The organism is Dyadobacter crusticola DSM 16708, assembly GCF_000701505.1.
Lineage (GTDB): Bacteria > Bacteroidota > Bacteroidia > Cytophagales > Spirosomataceae > Dyadobacter > Dyadobacter crusticola.
Genome location: NZ_KL370786.1, coordinates 89,963 through 104,946 on the forward strand (window position 1 = coordinate 89,963; position 14,984 = coordinate 104,946).

A 14,984-nucleotide genomic window follows, 5' to 3' on the forward strand; every position below is an offset into this window, starting at 1 on the left:
TGCTACCTGCCTTTCGACCGGATCCGGTTTACAGCAATACCTTTTGAATGCATTGCAGTCACGAGGTATTGTTCGTTTTTTGCGCCGCGTAACAATGCGCTGGAACGTGCATCGCCTTCGAGGAGCAAGCCGCTTTTTGCGGGAGTTTGGGGTAAAAATCCACCTTTGCCGTTGCCGAGCAGCAGCAGGCCCGTCGAAGCATCCTGCCGGCCCATATTGACTTCATTCGGGTAGAAATTACCGGTCAGGATCACGTCGGGGTTCTGATCCGCATTCACGTCGGTGACCACAATGCCGAATACGGGAGCCACCTGTGCTTCAATGGGCAGAGCCTTCACTTCAAACTTCCCATTTCCTTTATTCTCAATGTACGCGCTTTGTAAAAAGGTCGCCTGTGCTGTGTACGCGTCTTTTTTCTCGTCGGCAGTCAGCAGCTCATCATATGTTGCTTTGGCGTAATCAATGTAATGCGGGTATTTCCTGCGGAACTGGATCACCTGCTGGTTCAATGCATCGCGCGGCACGCTGGGGTAGGCGATACCCTGCATATAGTAGCCCATCAGCGGATCAAAAGTGCCGTCATTGTTGAAATCTTTGGCGGTCACCGTTACCGGTTCTTTTACCGATGCGTGGTAAAATGTGTTGGTACCTTCATTGCCGGCGATGAAATCAATGTCGCCGTCGCGATCGAAGTCGCCCGCAGCCAAACTGTTCCACCAGCCGGAGTAGGATGCAAAAGCGTTTACGGCCGATTCTGATTCCTGAAATGTGTTTCTCTGGTTTGTGAATATGCGGACCGGCATCCATTCTCCGGCGATCACAAGATCGTCGCGGCCGTCACCGTCGGTGTCAGTCCATAATGCAGCGCAGACCATCCCCGCCGAAAGCAGCTCGGGGCAATGCGATTCTGTAATATCGGTAAATGCAAGCTTGCCTGATCTGGAATCATTTCGGAGCAAGTAACTGCGGGGCGGGAGCGGGTACTTGCCGGGGATCATGCGACCGCCGATAAACAGGTCAATGTCACCGTCTTTGTCAAAATCATTGGCTGCCACGCACGAGCCACTTACCGAAACGGGAGGAAAAATCCCCGGCTCTGCAAGCTTGAAATTCCCATTGCCGTCATTTAAATACAACTGAACTTCGTAAAATGCACGGTCACTTTCCGGCCGCTCGCTACCGCCGTTTACCACAACCAGATCCTGGTCTTTGTCTCCATCCGCATCGAAAAAGGCCGCCGAGATATTCTCATGCAGCGAATCCTCTGCGATTTCACGCTTCGTAAATGTCCCGGAAAGCTCCTGAAAGTAAATGCAGGGTTTGCCTTTCAAATAACTTGCTCCGGCAAAAATATCGTCTAAACCGTCACCATTCGCGTCGCCAACCGCCAGTGCAAAACCGCTTTTTGAAAGCATTTTATGCAATGCGGCAGTCTGCTTGAAGTCGATGAATGGCGATTTTTCGTGCCGGAAATCGATCTTCAAATGTTCGCTAACATCCATAAAAAGCGGTTCCGATACACTTTCAACATATTGAGGCAGGTCGCCCGCATCTTTTTGTGCCAGGCGCAAATGCTGATTCGCAGCTATTTTGTACAGTTTCTGCGACTTCCCGCCCGGCCAGGTTACCAGCAAACTGTCGATCGTTTTGCCACTCCCGAAACCAAAATGCAAGCCAGCGCCTACCGAGGAGATAAAGCCGCGCGTCACGTACATTTCAGCGAATTGGACCTGCTTTCCCTGCCAGATCGTCACGCTGCCGCCAATACCCGCCAGGTTACCTTTATTACCTTTCAGTGAAATAGAAAGAAAGTTGCCCTCCGCTTTTTCCCGGCTTTGATTTTGGTAAATAAATGGGTCTGAATCAATATTATTAACTACCAGATCCAGGTCTCCATCCCCGTCCAGATCGGCGTAAGCGGCACCGCTTGAGTAGGATAGCTCATCCAGTCCCCACGCTTTGGAGGTATTTTCAAATGCGAGGTTACCTGCATTTTTGTAGGCGTAGTTCGGGATTTTCACCTCGGGTACTTTTTGTATCAATTCCAAAGCATTCTGCTGCTTGAAGTTGTTGGTACCAAAGCTTGAAAAGTCTTCTTTGAACTGGATGAAATCGCGGTCTGTCACGTCGCGGCGGTAGCCGTTTGTAATGAAAATGTCTTTCAGTCCGTCGTTGTCGTAATCGGCAATGAGCGGCGCCCAGCTCCAATCCGTTTTCGAAATGCCCGCCAGCAACCCGATTTCCGAGAACTGCGGGGCGCCGTTTTGTTTGTCAAATGTGGCGAGGTTGAGTTGCAGCATATTCCGCATGTATTGCAGCTGGTAACCATACTGCTCCGAAATGCTCATTTCTTTGCGGTCGTAATCCTGGCCCGCGAGCATTTTCTTCTGTCTCAGGTTGTCCTCAGGCAACATATCCAGCTGGAAAATGTCGGGATAGGTATCATTATTAACGTCCGCAATATCCACGCCCATTCCGAACAGACTGGTGTGCGCGGTCGCTTCTTTGATCACATTCCTGAATGCAGGCTTCGTGCCCGCGCCGGCATTTAAATACAGCATATCGCTGCTGATGAAGTCATTAGAGCAATAAATGTCGGGGTAGCCGTCTTTGTTCAAATCGCTCACCGCCAGCCCGAGGCCCAGACCTTCGTATTTTACGCCGGCTTCACGGGAAATGTTGGTGTACCTGGGCAGGCCATTTTCACCAAAACCTTCATTGATATAAAACTTGCCTGTACTCGGGTAGGAGCCGTCGTGATATGTTTTTCGGATAAAATTCGGGTTTTGCAGATCGGGCGCGGTGTTCATTAAGTAAGCATCGAGGTCACCGTCCAGGTCTGCGTCGAAGAATGCAGTTTGGGTGGTGAATGCATTGTCATTCAGGCCGTAATCTTGCGCCAGCTCTTTGAAAGCAGGTATTCCGTCGGCCCCGTTTCCCTGGTTGACAAAAAGCAGGTTTTCGGAATCGGGCATTTTCAGATGTCTTGCGACGCTGATATAAATGTCGAGCAGACCATCCTGATTGATATCCACCATCGAAATGCCGCTGCACCAGCGACTGGTAGTCACCCCGGCTTTTTCAGTTATATCCTCAAATTCCCATTTTTGAGATACCGTATCAATTTTACTTAAATACAACTTGCTGCTCACCTGATTGCCGCCGAAGAAAATATCCGGCTTGCCATCCCCATTCACATCCCCGATCCCCACGCCACCGCCATTATAGAAATTGGTGAAGGTAAATGGGTTAATGGAATCGTTGGGTGTGAGTTGGTTAATGAAATTGATGTTTGTTTCGGTGGGAGTGTGGGATAGGAAAAGCGTGTCCTGCTTCTTGCTGCATCGGGCAAAAAGCAGGAACGTTAAAAAGAACAAGCAGGTTAAACGGAGTTGTCTTTCCATATCAAATGCCCCCTTTTGTCACCCTGAGCGCAGTCGAAGGGCTTGTGCAGAACGCTACCAGCATTGTGCAAAGCTAGTAGCATTGGACAGATTTCCTTCGACTGCGCTCAGGGTGACAAGGAGGCGGCCAACTTAGTTTACTAACATTAACTCCCTCAGTATCCCGGATTCTGGTCCTTCGCTTCGATTTTGGCATTGTTATCCACTTCCTGCTGCGGGATGGGCAGCAATTCGTGTTTGTTGGCCTGGAAATAGGCGATCGGTTCTGATTTCAGCTTGTTGTTTTTTCGCCATCTCAGGATATCACGGTTGCGGATCTGCTCGCCGCTGAGCTCCACCCGCCGCTCGTGCATCACCGCCGCAAACACCTGGTCTTTGTTACTCACCGGGTATTTCGCAGTAGGGTAGGCGGGCATCGAAACGCTCTTGCGGGCGCGTACCATATTCAGGTATTTCACCGCATTCGGGATGTTGCCAAGCTCGTTTTCCACTTCCGCCAGGGAAAGAAGGGTTTCCGCAAAACGCATAATGCGCTGATTGATCCCGCCGGTCAGAAACGATTCGTTCATTTTGTACATCAGCGAATATTTCTGCCAGCTTACCTTTTTTGTTACACCGTCCACCACCGACGAACTTCCGTTCTGCTGTCCGTCCGTGAGCGTGGAATTACCGTTGTTATACTTCTCGCCCGTGAAATAAAACGAGTCGTCATAGCGCGGGTCGGTCTTGGGATCTCCCTTGGTTGTTTTTTCAAAATCATTGAGCAGCGAATTGGAAGGGATCACATTCCGCCAGCCGATCGCCGAATACTCCTGCGTCCGCACGGTTTCGGTACCTGCTGTTGCGCCATTTCCGTCGCCGTCCCAGTTGTACACCCCGCCAGAAGGATAAAAGTTGACTTCGAAAATGGATTCTTTGTTGAATTCGGTCTCTTCCAGGAAGTTGTCGTTGTAATTATCCACCAGCGCATACACATTGGAATCGTATACTTTCATGAGTTCCGTTTTTGCATTGGCATAATCGCCCTGCTGCATGTAAACCCTGGCCAGCAGCATTTGTGCCGCGCCTTTGCTTGCTCTTCCCTGGTTTGCCGCATTGTATGTAGCAGGCAGCTGTCCCTGTATCTCCTGCAATTCTGCAATCAGGAAGGCATACACCTCGGCCTCGGCTGATCTGGGCAGGCTGCCGTCGACGGTTTGTACATAGTTTTTGTACAAAGGCACGCCGCCCCACATGCTCACCAGCTCGTAATACGCGTAAGCGCGCAGGAAGCGGGCTTCCGCGAGGAGGCGGGCTTTGTCAGCTTCTGCAATGTCGGCTACTTCGTTGGAGTTATCTACCACGGAGTTGGCGCGATGGATCAGGCGGTAATAAGCCTGCCAAACGGTGCTCATGACCGAGTTACCACTATCGTGCGTGCCGAGCAGCAGCTGGTTACGCGGCGTTTCAAGCTGCCCGCCTCCTGCCGCCGCATCGTCGCCGCGCAAGTCGTGCAGGAAAAACCATTCTCGCGCAACCAGGTTGTTGGATTTGAGCATCGAGTACACGCTGGTAACCGCGCTCGTGAGTTCCGCGCCATTTTTGTAAAAGTTATCGACGGTCACGCCATTCGGATTGGTCTTTTCCAGCACATCTTCGTTGCAGGAAAAGGTGATACCGAGTAAAAGCAGCGACGCTATGATGATTTGTTTTTTCATTTCAGTGCTTTTTCAAATGTGGTTAAAAGCCAAAACTTAATCCTGCCTGTAAGGTTCTTGGCTGCGGGTACATGCCGTAGTCAATGCCGTTGATCAGCTGCGTACCAGTCGCTGTGGACGAACCGTTTGCGCCGATCTCAGGGTCCAGACCGGAGTACTTGGTGAAAGTGAGCAGGTTGGTTGCCGACACATATACGCGGGCTCTTGTGATGGTATTCCGCGTCAGCGCCGACAGTCCTTTCGATGGAATAGTGTATCCGATGCTGAAATTTTTGATGCGCATATAAGAACCATTTTCGATGAAACGGTCGCTCGTTTTACTGTTATTGTTCGGGTCGCCGCTCACTGCACGTGGTACGTCAGTATTGGTATTCTCGGGTGTCCACGCATTCAGTACGTCAGTTCCCGCATTGAACAGCCGTAGCATTCCCTGCTCGATTACCTTGGTACCGTTGTATATCTTGTTACCCTGAACTCCCTGCAGATACAATGTAAAATCGAAACCCTTGTAGCTGCCGCCGAAGTTGCCGCCATAGCTGAACTTTGGAATAAAGCTACCCAGGTATTCGCGGTCGCTGTCATCGATCAGCCCGTCGCCGTTGATGTCTTTGAAGCGGATATCGCCCGGTGCTGCGGCTGGCTGGTACTTGGTCTGATCGTTTCCATCAATCGCATTGGCAGCATCGATCTCACCCTGGTTCTGGAAAATACCGTCTACTCTCCATCCGAAGAACGACTGGATCGGGTGGCCGGCTTCGGTTTTGGTAATGTCGAAGCCACCGAAATCGTCGTTTTTTCCGGAGAAAATCGTAGCGCTCTGTGTTGCCAGACTAGTTACCCTGTTTCTCGTAATATCCAGGTTGACAGAAGCATTCCACTTAAAATCGCCATCGTTTTTGTTGTAACCCAACTGGAATTCATAACCCCAGTTTTTCATCTTGCCAATGTTGGATAAGGGGGCAGACGAATAGCCCAGCGAGTTTGGAATGGGTACTTCGAGCAAAAGTCCGTCGGTATTGCGGTTGTAACGCTCGGCAGTGAATGTAATGCTGTTATTGAATAAGGCGAGGTCGATACCAAGATTGGTCATCGCCGTACTTTCCCATTTCAGCTCGGTGTTGCCAAGTGCGCTGAAGTACGATCCGAGCAGTTTGTTTCCGCCAAAGTAATAATTGGAATTGTCCGCCTGCACGAGTGACTGCCACGCATAACTTCCTATTCCGTTGAAACCGGTTTGTCCATAGCTCGCGCGGATTTTCAATTCAGAAATAGCCGGAACCGTTTTCAGGAATTCCTCTTCGCTGATCCGCCAGCCTAGCGAGAGGGAGGGGAAGGTACCCCATTTGTTGCCTGGCGCAAACCGCGAAGAACCATCGCGGCGGATAGATCCGCTGAGCAGATATTTGCCAGCATATTCATAGTTCAAGCGGCCCACGTAGGAAAGGAGCGCACTTTCGTCCAGCGTACTTGTAGCATTGGGATTGGAAATCCCTTGCATCTGGTCAATGTCATTGTTGGGCCGGTAACCCGATCCGTTCAATGTATTGGCGCGGAAAGTCTGCTTATCGATGATCGCTGTCACATTCAAAAGGTGTTTACCAAATGTTTTATCAAAAGTCAGCTGATTGGTAACCACCGGCGAGTAGTAGCTGGTCCTTCCGTTGCGGATTTCAAATTGTGTCCGCGACTTGTACCCGTCGTTATAGATTGGAAATTGCTCATTAGACAATGCGCTCACCACATCAGCCCCGAAACTGAACCGGTAACGCAGAAAGCTGGTGATATTCAGCTCGGCGAACAGGGAGCCAAGCAGTTTAAGGCGCTGATTACGTGTGACATCCATTTGTGCGATGCGCAATGGGTTATCGGGATCACTTCCGTCGGCTGCGGTGGGGGAACTGTACCCGCCGGGTTTTGTAGGATCGGTCACCGGCCAGTAAGGAAGGTTGCGGATCGCCTGCATTACCAGCGTCCGTCCGCCGCCAAAGCCTTGTTCGCCGCGGCTGTTATCGTAGGAGAAAGTAAGTGTCTGCCCGATTTTCAAAAACTTGGTGACCTGATGGTCCGAGTTGACGCGGAAATTGGCGCGTTTGTAATTGGTACCCACCAAAATACCTTCCTGGTCGAAATAGCCGGCAGAAGTAAAGAACCTCGATACGTTATTTCCGCCACTTACCGAGATTTGGTGCTGCTGAATGGGCGCTTTTCGGAATAGCACATCCTGCCAGTCCGTCTGCGTCTGCGCAAAGGTTTGCGTAGCACCTGCATAAATCGGCTCGTTGAGGTTAGAAAGCCTGCCGGGCAGCGCGATACCCGCATTGCCGAGCAGAGATTTGGCATATTGAATATACTGCTCAGTATTCAGCAGATCGAGCTTTTTCCATGCGGACTGTGTGCCAAAATACGTATCCACATTTACATGCAGCTTTCCGTCCTGAGAACCTCTTTTCGTTGTGATAATGATCACCCCATTGGAAGCGCGTGACCCGTAAATGGCCGCTGAGCTTGCATCTTTCAGCACTTCAAGGGACTCGATATCCTTCGGGTCAAGATTGTTGAGGTCGCCGGAAGGGATTCCGTCGATCACATACAGCGGCCCGGAAGCGTAGTTAATAGAGCCGACGCCACGAATTCGGACAATCGGCGTCTGGCCCGGGCTACCATTGTTGACCACACGCACACCCGGCACGCGGCCTTGCAGCGCCTGTTCCGCACTTACCACAGGAAGTGCCGTCAATTCCTTGGGCGAAACCGAGGATACCGCGCCGGTCAGTGACGACTTTTTCTGACTACCATAACCAATAACGACCATTTCTTCGAGTGCCTGGTTCTCGGTGGCGAGCTTCACATCAATGCGGGTTTGGGAACCTACCTCGATTTCCTGTCTGCTGTAACCAATAAAGCTGTACACCAGCACACTATTTTCCGAAGGCACCTGAATGGAATACTCGCCATTCGTATTCGTGCTGGTACCCACATTGGAACCCTTCAAGGTTACGTTCACACCCGGGAGCGCTTCACCATCTTCGGAAGTAACACGCCCTGAAACCTGCTTGTCGGCTGCTTTCGCAAATGCAATGTTTACGGATGCGATCAAGCACAGCGCCAACAATACCCAAGGCCTCACATTCTTCAAATACGACTGTACATTGTTTCTCATAGGATAATGGATATGGACTAAAAGAACAAAAACCTGTATTAGTCAAAGGTTGTACGATTAAAATAAAATCTCAACCCTACACCTATCCTATGTCACTATATGTTGATCAAATTGAACATTTGTTATAGTAATTCTCACAAAAGTGCTGAATCGCCGGATGTAGCTGGAAGCGGTTTTCGCCTGGATTGGATGTATTCGGAAGGCAGCATACCGAATTTTGCCTTAAAGGATTTGGTAAAGTAGTTGGGCGACGCGAATCCGGCGGCATAAGAGATTTGAGAAACGTTGAGGTCACTCTTCTCTGCTAGCAAAGCTGCTTTTTCGAGTTTGATGGTTTTGATAAATTCAATGGGCGTTTGTCCCGTCATTTCCAACAGTTTACTATATAAAGTCCCGCGACTCATTCCCAGCTGCTTACTCATTTTTTCAACGCCGAGCTCTGCGCTGTTGGTCAGGTTATCGTCAATGTAGGTGAGGATACTTTTCAGCAGCTTTTGATTTCCTGAAACAATCTCAGGTTCGGGCCTGATAATATCGATCTGCTTGGAATATGTGCTTTTCAGGAGCCTGTTCAGCAGGAGCAGGTTGTTGATCTTCGCATTTAAAATGTCGAAGTTGAAAGGTTTGGTGAGGTAATCATTTGCCCCGGAGCTCAATCCGCGCAGCTCGTGCTCCTCGCCGGTAGAAGCAGTAAGCAGGATCACGGGGATGTGCGCGGTCCGTTTGTCGGATTTAAGCTTGCGGCTCAGCTGGATTCCGTCCATTTCGGGCATGGCGATGTCGCTGATGATTATCTGTGGGTGCTGTGCAAGCGCTTTTTGCCAGCCCTCGAAGCCATTCGCCGCTTCAATGATCTTGTAATTGATTTCCAGATTACTTTTCAGATAATGCCTGAACTCGTCATCGTCCTCGATGATCAGAATGTCGGCCGGCATATCCGGCAGCAACTTTGGTATTTCAGGCGAAGTAAGCGCTGCGGGCTCGCGCAGCAGATCTGCATCCGAAGCAGGTACTATTATTTCCCTCGACGCGGATGCATTGAAATTTTTACAAGGCAGTTCTACAGTAAATGTGCTTCCCTCCCCGGGTGTGCTCTTCACTTTGATAAACCCACCATGCATTTGCACAAACTCCCTGACGATCGACAAGCCGATCCCGCTTCCCTGGTTTAAGACCGTCGACGAATCGTTTTGATAAAACCGCTCAAAGATCTTTTCAAGTTTGTCTGCCGGAATGCCCACTCCGGTATCTGAAATGATGATACTCAGCCACCGGTCCCAGCCGGCCCTCGCGTGTTCTGACATCAGGAGAGTCACATTCCCGCCCCTCGGAGTGTGTTTGAATGCATTCGACAGCAGGTTCAGGACAATGCGTTCCACTTTGTTGGCGTCGAAATCCATTTCCAGGCTACCAATCTCATGTGTTACTACAAACTCAATTCCTTTGGCTTGCGACAGATACCGGAATGACTCGGCCGTTTCGCAAACGAAAGAAACGATCTCGCCCGGCGTGGTTTCAAGTTGTGATTCGTGTTGTTGGAGGTTCTTGAAATCGAGCAGCTGGTCGACCAGGTTGAGCAGCCGCTTCGCGTTGCGCCGAATTCCCTGCAAATGCGGCGTATTTTCGGCTTCCGGGCCGCGGTTCACCAGGTGGTCCAGTGGCGCGAGTATGAGTGAAATTGGTGTCCTGAATTCATGGCTGAGGTTAGTCAGAAACTTGATTTTCATTTCATCCAGCTCTCTTTTTCGTCTGGCTTCTGTTTCCAGTTCTTCCTGCCTGAACTTCTTTTTAAGCTTCCGAATACCTCTGTGCCGCATCAGCAGCACCAGGCCAGCGAGAATTAAAATATAAAATATATAGGCGTAAACAGTCATATAAAATGGAGGCTCAACCACAATTTGGAGCGAGGTACCAGGTGCATTCCAGGTACCGTTCTGGTTTTTTGCCTGTACTTCAAACCGGTAAGTTCCCGGATTAAGGTTGGTATAGCCGGCTGTTTTAGCGAGTCCCGCATAATGCCATTCATCGTCAAAACCAATCAGGCGGTGGCGGTACATGGTTTGCGTAGCGTCGGAGAAATTAAGTGCCGCGTAGGTGAGGGTAAAATTTTGTTTGTAGTCTAATTGAATGGATTTTGCTACTGAAATGTGTTCGGCAAGAATATTCGAGTCAGCGGGTGTAATGGACTTGTTGCCTACGCGGAGTTCTTTCAAAATCACCGGAATCCGGTTGCTGTTCTGCCTGAGCAAGCGGGTATCGAGATAGTTGAAGCCACGAATCCCGCCGAAAAACAACTGATTGTCGCGCGTCCGGATACCGGCCCCCAAAACGAATGTATTGTCTTGCAGCCCATTGTGCTGCGTGTAGTTGATGAACCTTTTCGAAGTCTGGTCCAGGTAACTCAGCCCCTGATTGGTACTTACCCAGATCCGCCCCTGCGCATCTTCCAGTATTTTGTTGATTACTCCGCTGATAAGTCCCTGTTTTTGACCAAAAATCGAAAAACGACGCGTTTCCGGATTGTACTTCGCCAAACCCTCACCACCGGTGCCCACCCAGATATGTCCTTTACTATCTTCAAAGAGCGACAGCACATTGTTACCCGGCAGCGTACTGTTCAGTTTGTCGTAATGAATGGACTTATTTTGTTCAGGATCAAAAATTGCCAGCCCTGTTCCGTGTGAGCCGATCCAGATGTTGCCATTCCGGTCTTGTAAGATGTCCCGGATGTATCCGTTCAGCGGAATGGGGCGCTTTGCAACCGGCGTTCTTTCATCAAAAAGTCTGACGAACTTTTGTGTCTGCGGATCAAATACATTCACGCCGCCGCCGTTCGTACCGATCCAGAGCTTCCCGGTCCGATCGGCTTTCAAACAAAAAATATCATTGTTGCCGAGCGAGGATTCGTCCGCTGTCCACGTAAACTGCTGGTACCTTCCCGTGGCAATGTCCAACTGAAAAAGTCCGTCCTGGAACGTACCGATCCACAACTTGTCGCGGGCTGCTTCAAGCGATAAAACCGCGAGGCCCGAAGTGGCCAGTTTGTTTTTAGGCAGCAGCGGGACTCTGGTGAACAGGCTTGTTTTGCGGTGATACAGGTTTAATCCGCCGCCGTCGGTACCGACAAACAGATCGCCGTTTTCTTTCTCGGCGAATGCAGTCACGAACGGCGCAGTCAGTCCGTAAGGGTCGTAAGTGTCTGAGTTTTTTAAGCCGAAGATTGTGAGGTTTTTATCAAACTTGTTGACACCGCCTTTGTAGGTACCCAGCCAGAATATCCCCCTGTCATCAATGAGAATGCTGCGGACCGACTTATTGGTCAGGCTGTACGGATTGCGTGCGTCGGGTGCGTAGCGGGTTACTTTTCCCGTCCCGGTGTTCATCACGTTCAATCCGCCGTCGGTGCATATTAAAATTGTTTCGGGGCCTTCCGCAGCCACGGCGTAGATCATGTTGCTGCTGATCGTCTCTTCGTTATCGGCCTGGTATTGATAGGATTGAAGCAGTTTTCCGTCTGATGCCAGTTTATACAAACCATTAAATGTACCCACCCAGATATGTCCCAGCCGATCGCCGTAAAGCGCTTTGATCTGACTGTGATCCACGGATGCATGAGAGATTTTTCGAAAACGGTCTGTCTTGAAATTATAAACGAACAAACCGTTAGCGGTACCGACCCACATTTGACCTGCATGGTCCTTGTAGAGGCTTAAAACGAGCTGATTCCTGATCTCAGCGGGAACGTCGGCGCGCTGGCTCATGCGTGTGAGCTTGAATGTGACCGGGTCAACCCACACCAGTCCTTCAATGGTACCAACCCACAACTTGCCAGTGGGATCGCTTGTGATCGCCGAGACACTTTCATTCACACAAATGCGTTTGAACGCGTCCTTTTTCCTGTTATACAAATTAAGCGCCCCCTGAATTGTACCTACCCAGATCCGTCCTGCCTTGTCTTCGTGCAGGGAAGTGATATCATTGGAGGCGATGCTGGCCGGGTTCGCGCCATCGTTCCGGTAAACAGTAAATTCTGTCCCGTCATATTTGTTCAGCCCGTCATCTGTCCCGAACCAAAGTAATCCGTGGCGATCTTTAAGAATGGTGTGAACGGTGTTTGAGGACAAACCGTCTGCCGAAGTGAGCGCGGTGAAATTCAGCTGCGGACCATTTGCATTCACCTGCACCATCGAAAACAGGAAGGCGGCAAGAGAAATAATTATACAGGCATATAATTTCGACATGGCACTGATTATTTATGGCCTAAATAGCGGTAGAATGACCTTTTTTGAACATTTGTGATATTACTTTCAACAAATGTGTTCAACAATACAAACGCTAAGGCCTACATTTGCTCATTGATAAATTAAAAAATTAATCGGAAAAATGATGGGTTTTCAATCCCTGTAATAGAAGTACTATGACTGAAAAATATATTGTCACTTTGACAAATAATATGTTAAAAAGATCTTTGGCGCTCGGCCTGATGCTGTCCGGCGCGTACCTGAACCCAGCCGACGCACAAAACGCTTCCGCGAAAATCAAGCCGCTGGTTACCGATTTGTACACCGCAGATCCGTCTGCGCATGTTTTCAATGGAAAGATCTACATCTATCCCTCGCACGACATTGAAGCCAACGTACCGCAGGACGACGAAGGCGGACATTTCAATATGCGCGACTACCATGTTTATTCAATGGACAGTCCGACCGGCAAGGTTACTGACCACGGGGTTGCATTGGATTTGAAGGATATTCCCTGGGCAGGCCGGCAGTTGTGGGCGCCGGATGCGGCATTTAAAAACGGAACTTACTACCTGTATTTCCCTGCCAAAGACAAACAAGACGTTTTCAGGATTGGTGTTGCGACGAGCAAATCGCCGACAGGACCATTCAAAGCACAGCCCGAGCCGATCCCGGGCAGTTACAGCATCGACCCGGCTGTTTTTACGGATACCGATGGGACTACCTATATGTATCTCGGCGGGATATGGGGCGGGCAGCTGCAGCGCTGGCACACAGGAGCGTATGATAAAAGTTTATCGACTGATTTAGGCAAAGGCCACGAAAACGAGCCTGCGCTGAGTGCCAAAGTGGCGAAAATGAGCAAGGATATGCTGACGTTCGAAGAGCCGCTGCGCGATGTGCAGATCCTCGATGAGAACGGAAAGCCGCTTTTGGCAGGTGATAACGATCGTCGTTTTTTTGAAGGCGCCTGGATGCACAAGTTCAATGGTAAATATTATTTCTCGTACTCCACGGGCGACACGCATTTGCTTTGCTACGCCGAAGGCAGCTCACCTTACGGTCCATTTACTTACAAAGGGGTGATTATGAAGCCCGTTGAAGGCTGGACCACGCACCATTCCATTGTTGAGTTCAAAGGTAAATGGTATATCTACTACCACGATGCTGCTTTATCCGGCAAAACGCATTTGCGCAATATCAAGGTGCGGGAGCTGTTACGGGAAAAAGACGGTTCGATCCGGACGATAGAACCCTGAAAATTTCTGGTTTTGCACGCGAGATCGGCGGGGCAGCGGGCTTTTGTAAAAAGTGCTATCGTACATGCTTGCCAACAAATTCTTAAAAAGCTCAATTCAATCTGCTATGTTAATCGAAAGACGTGATTTCCTGTCCACATTGTCACTAGCGGGAGCGGCAACGCTATTTTCTGGCAACCCGCTTTTCGCTTCGACCAACCCGAAAAAAGATAAACTTGGCATCGCGCTCGTCGGCCTGGGCTATTACAGCACAGACCTGCTAGCACCTGCGCTGCAAATGACCGAGAAATGTTACCTGGCCGGCATTGTGACGGGCACACCGTCCAAAGCTGAGACCTGGAAGACCAAGTACAACATCCCGGAAAAGAACATTTACAGCTACCAGAATTTCGACAAGATCGCCGACAACCCGGACATTGACATTGTGTACGTGGTACTGCCGCCTTCCATGCACCGCGAGTTTGTTGTTCGTGCTGCAAAGGCTGGAAAACATGTTTTTTGCGAGAAACCAATGGCGCCTTCGGTGGCAGATTGTGAAGCGATGATCAGTGCTTGCAAAAGCAATAAGGTGAAGCTCGCGATCGGGTACCGCTGCCAGCACGACCCAAATATCCAGGCTTATATGAAAGTGGCCAAAGACCAGAAGTTCGGTAAAGTGAAAATGGTGAACAGCGCAGCCGGGTATTTCGACGCGCGTACCGATCACTGGAAACAAAAGAAGTCGCTGGGTGGTGGCGTAATGGGTGATATGGGCGTGTATGCATTGCAGGGCGCGCGACTCGCAACAGGCGAAGAGCCGATCAGCGTAATTGCGCAGGCTTCAACCACGCGGCCGGACATTTATAAAGAAGTCGAAGAAACGATGATGTTTATGCTGGATTTCCCGAGCGGTGCGCGTGCGGCCTGCCAGACGAGCTTCGGCATTAATATGAACTATTTGCAGGTCAACTACGAAAAGGGCTGGCTGAAAATGGAGCCACAGTCGGGGTACAATGGAAATAAAGGCAGCATGTCGGATGGTACCGTAATCAATTTCCCGATCAAAAGTCAGCAGGCGAAACAAATGGACGAAGACTGCCTTGCGATCATGAACAATACGGACCTGATCGCGCCGGGAGAAGAAGGTTTGCGCGATATCCGGGTTGTGGAGGCGATTTACAAGTCGGTAGCTTCCGGGAAGACTGTTAAAATATAATTCGTGAACCGGTCTCCACATTGTCTTT

6 protein-coding genes are annotated in these 14,984 nt (G+C 50.0%); 2 read left to right on the forward strand and 4 right to left on the reverse strand.

From position 1 onward, the window contains the following. Positions 1-2 precede the first annotated feature (2 nt). The 4 genes from Q369_RS0122385 to Q369_RS0122400 all read right to left on the reverse strand — a co-directional run bounded on the left by Q369_RS0122385 (position 3) and on the right by Q369_RS0122400 (position 12,502). On the reverse strand, positions 3-3,404 hold the full coding sequence (locus Q369_RS0122385; RefSeq protein WP_051664233.1) for a VCBS repeat-containing protein: 3,402 nt from the start codon (positions 3,402-3,404) through the stop codon (positions 3-5). 155 nt (positions 3,405-3,559) lie between these two features. Next, a complete protein-coding gene (locus Q369_RS0122390; RefSeq protein WP_031529965.1) occupies positions 3,560-5,101 on the reverse strand; it encodes a RagB/SusD family nutrient uptake outer membrane protein in 1,542 nt (513 codons plus the stop codon). Positions 5,102-5,123: 22 nt separating this feature from the next. Next, positions 5,124-8,261, reverse strand: a complete 3,138-nt coding sequence (locus Q369_RS0122395; protein ID WP_031529966.1) for a SusC/RagA family TonB-linked outer membrane protein — start codon at positions 8,259-8,261, stop codon at positions 5,124-5,126. Between the two features lie 134 nt (positions 8,262-8,395). Then, positions 8,396-12,502 carry a hybrid sensor histidine kinase/response regulator transcription factor gene (locus Q369_RS0122400; protein ID WP_084165823.1) on the reverse strand — a complete coding sequence of 1,369 codons (4,107 nt, stop codon included), beginning with the start codon at positions 12,500-12,502 and terminating at the stop codon, positions 8,396-8,398. A gap of 242 nt (positions 12,503-12,744) precedes the next feature. Here Q369_RS0122400 and Q369_RS0122405 point away from each other — a divergent pair, with 242 nt between their 5' ends. Both Q369_RS0122405 and Q369_RS0122410 read left to right on the forward strand, forming a co-directional pair. Next, positions 12,745-13,761, forward strand: a complete 1,017-nt coding sequence (locus Q369_RS0122405) for a glycoside hydrolase family 43 protein (RefSeq protein WP_051664275.1) — start codon at positions 12,745-12,747, stop codon at positions 13,759-13,761. A gap of 106 nt (positions 13,762-13,867) precedes the next feature. Continuing rightward, a complete protein-coding gene (locus tag Q369_RS0122410; protein WP_031529969.1) occupies positions 13,868-14,956 on the forward strand; it encodes a Gfo/Idh/MocA family protein in 1,089 nt (362 codons plus the stop codon). The last annotated feature ends 28 nt before the right edge of the window (positions 14,957-14,984 follow it).

What these genes read in the sequence shown, in the direction of transcription:
- Q369_RS0122395 (WP_031529966.1), bottom strand. Translation starts at nt 8,261, where the DNA reads ATGAGAAACAATGTACAGTCGTATTTGAAGAATGTGAGGCCTTGGGTA.
- Q369_RS0122405 (WP_051664275.1), top strand. Translation starts at nt 12,745, where the DNA reads ATGCTGTCCGGCGCGTACCTGAACCCAGCCGACGCACAAAACGCTTCC.
- Q369_RS0122400 (WP_084165823.1), bottom strand. Translation starts at nt 12,502, where the DNA reads ATGTCGAAATTATATGCCTGTATAATTATTTCTCTTGCCGCCTTCCTG.
- Q369_RS0122385 (WP_051664233.1), bottom strand. Translation starts at nt 3,404, where the DNA reads ATGGAAAGACAACTCCGTTTAACCTGCTTGTTCTTTTTAACGTTCCTG.
- Q369_RS0122410 (WP_031529969.1), top strand. Translation starts at nt 13,868, where the DNA reads ATGTTAATCGAAAGACGTGATTTCCTGTCCACATTGTCACTAGCGGGA.
- Q369_RS0122390 (WP_031529965.1), bottom strand. Translation starts at nt 5,101, where the DNA reads ATGAAAAAACAAATCATCATAGCGTCGCTGCTTTTACTCGGTATCACC.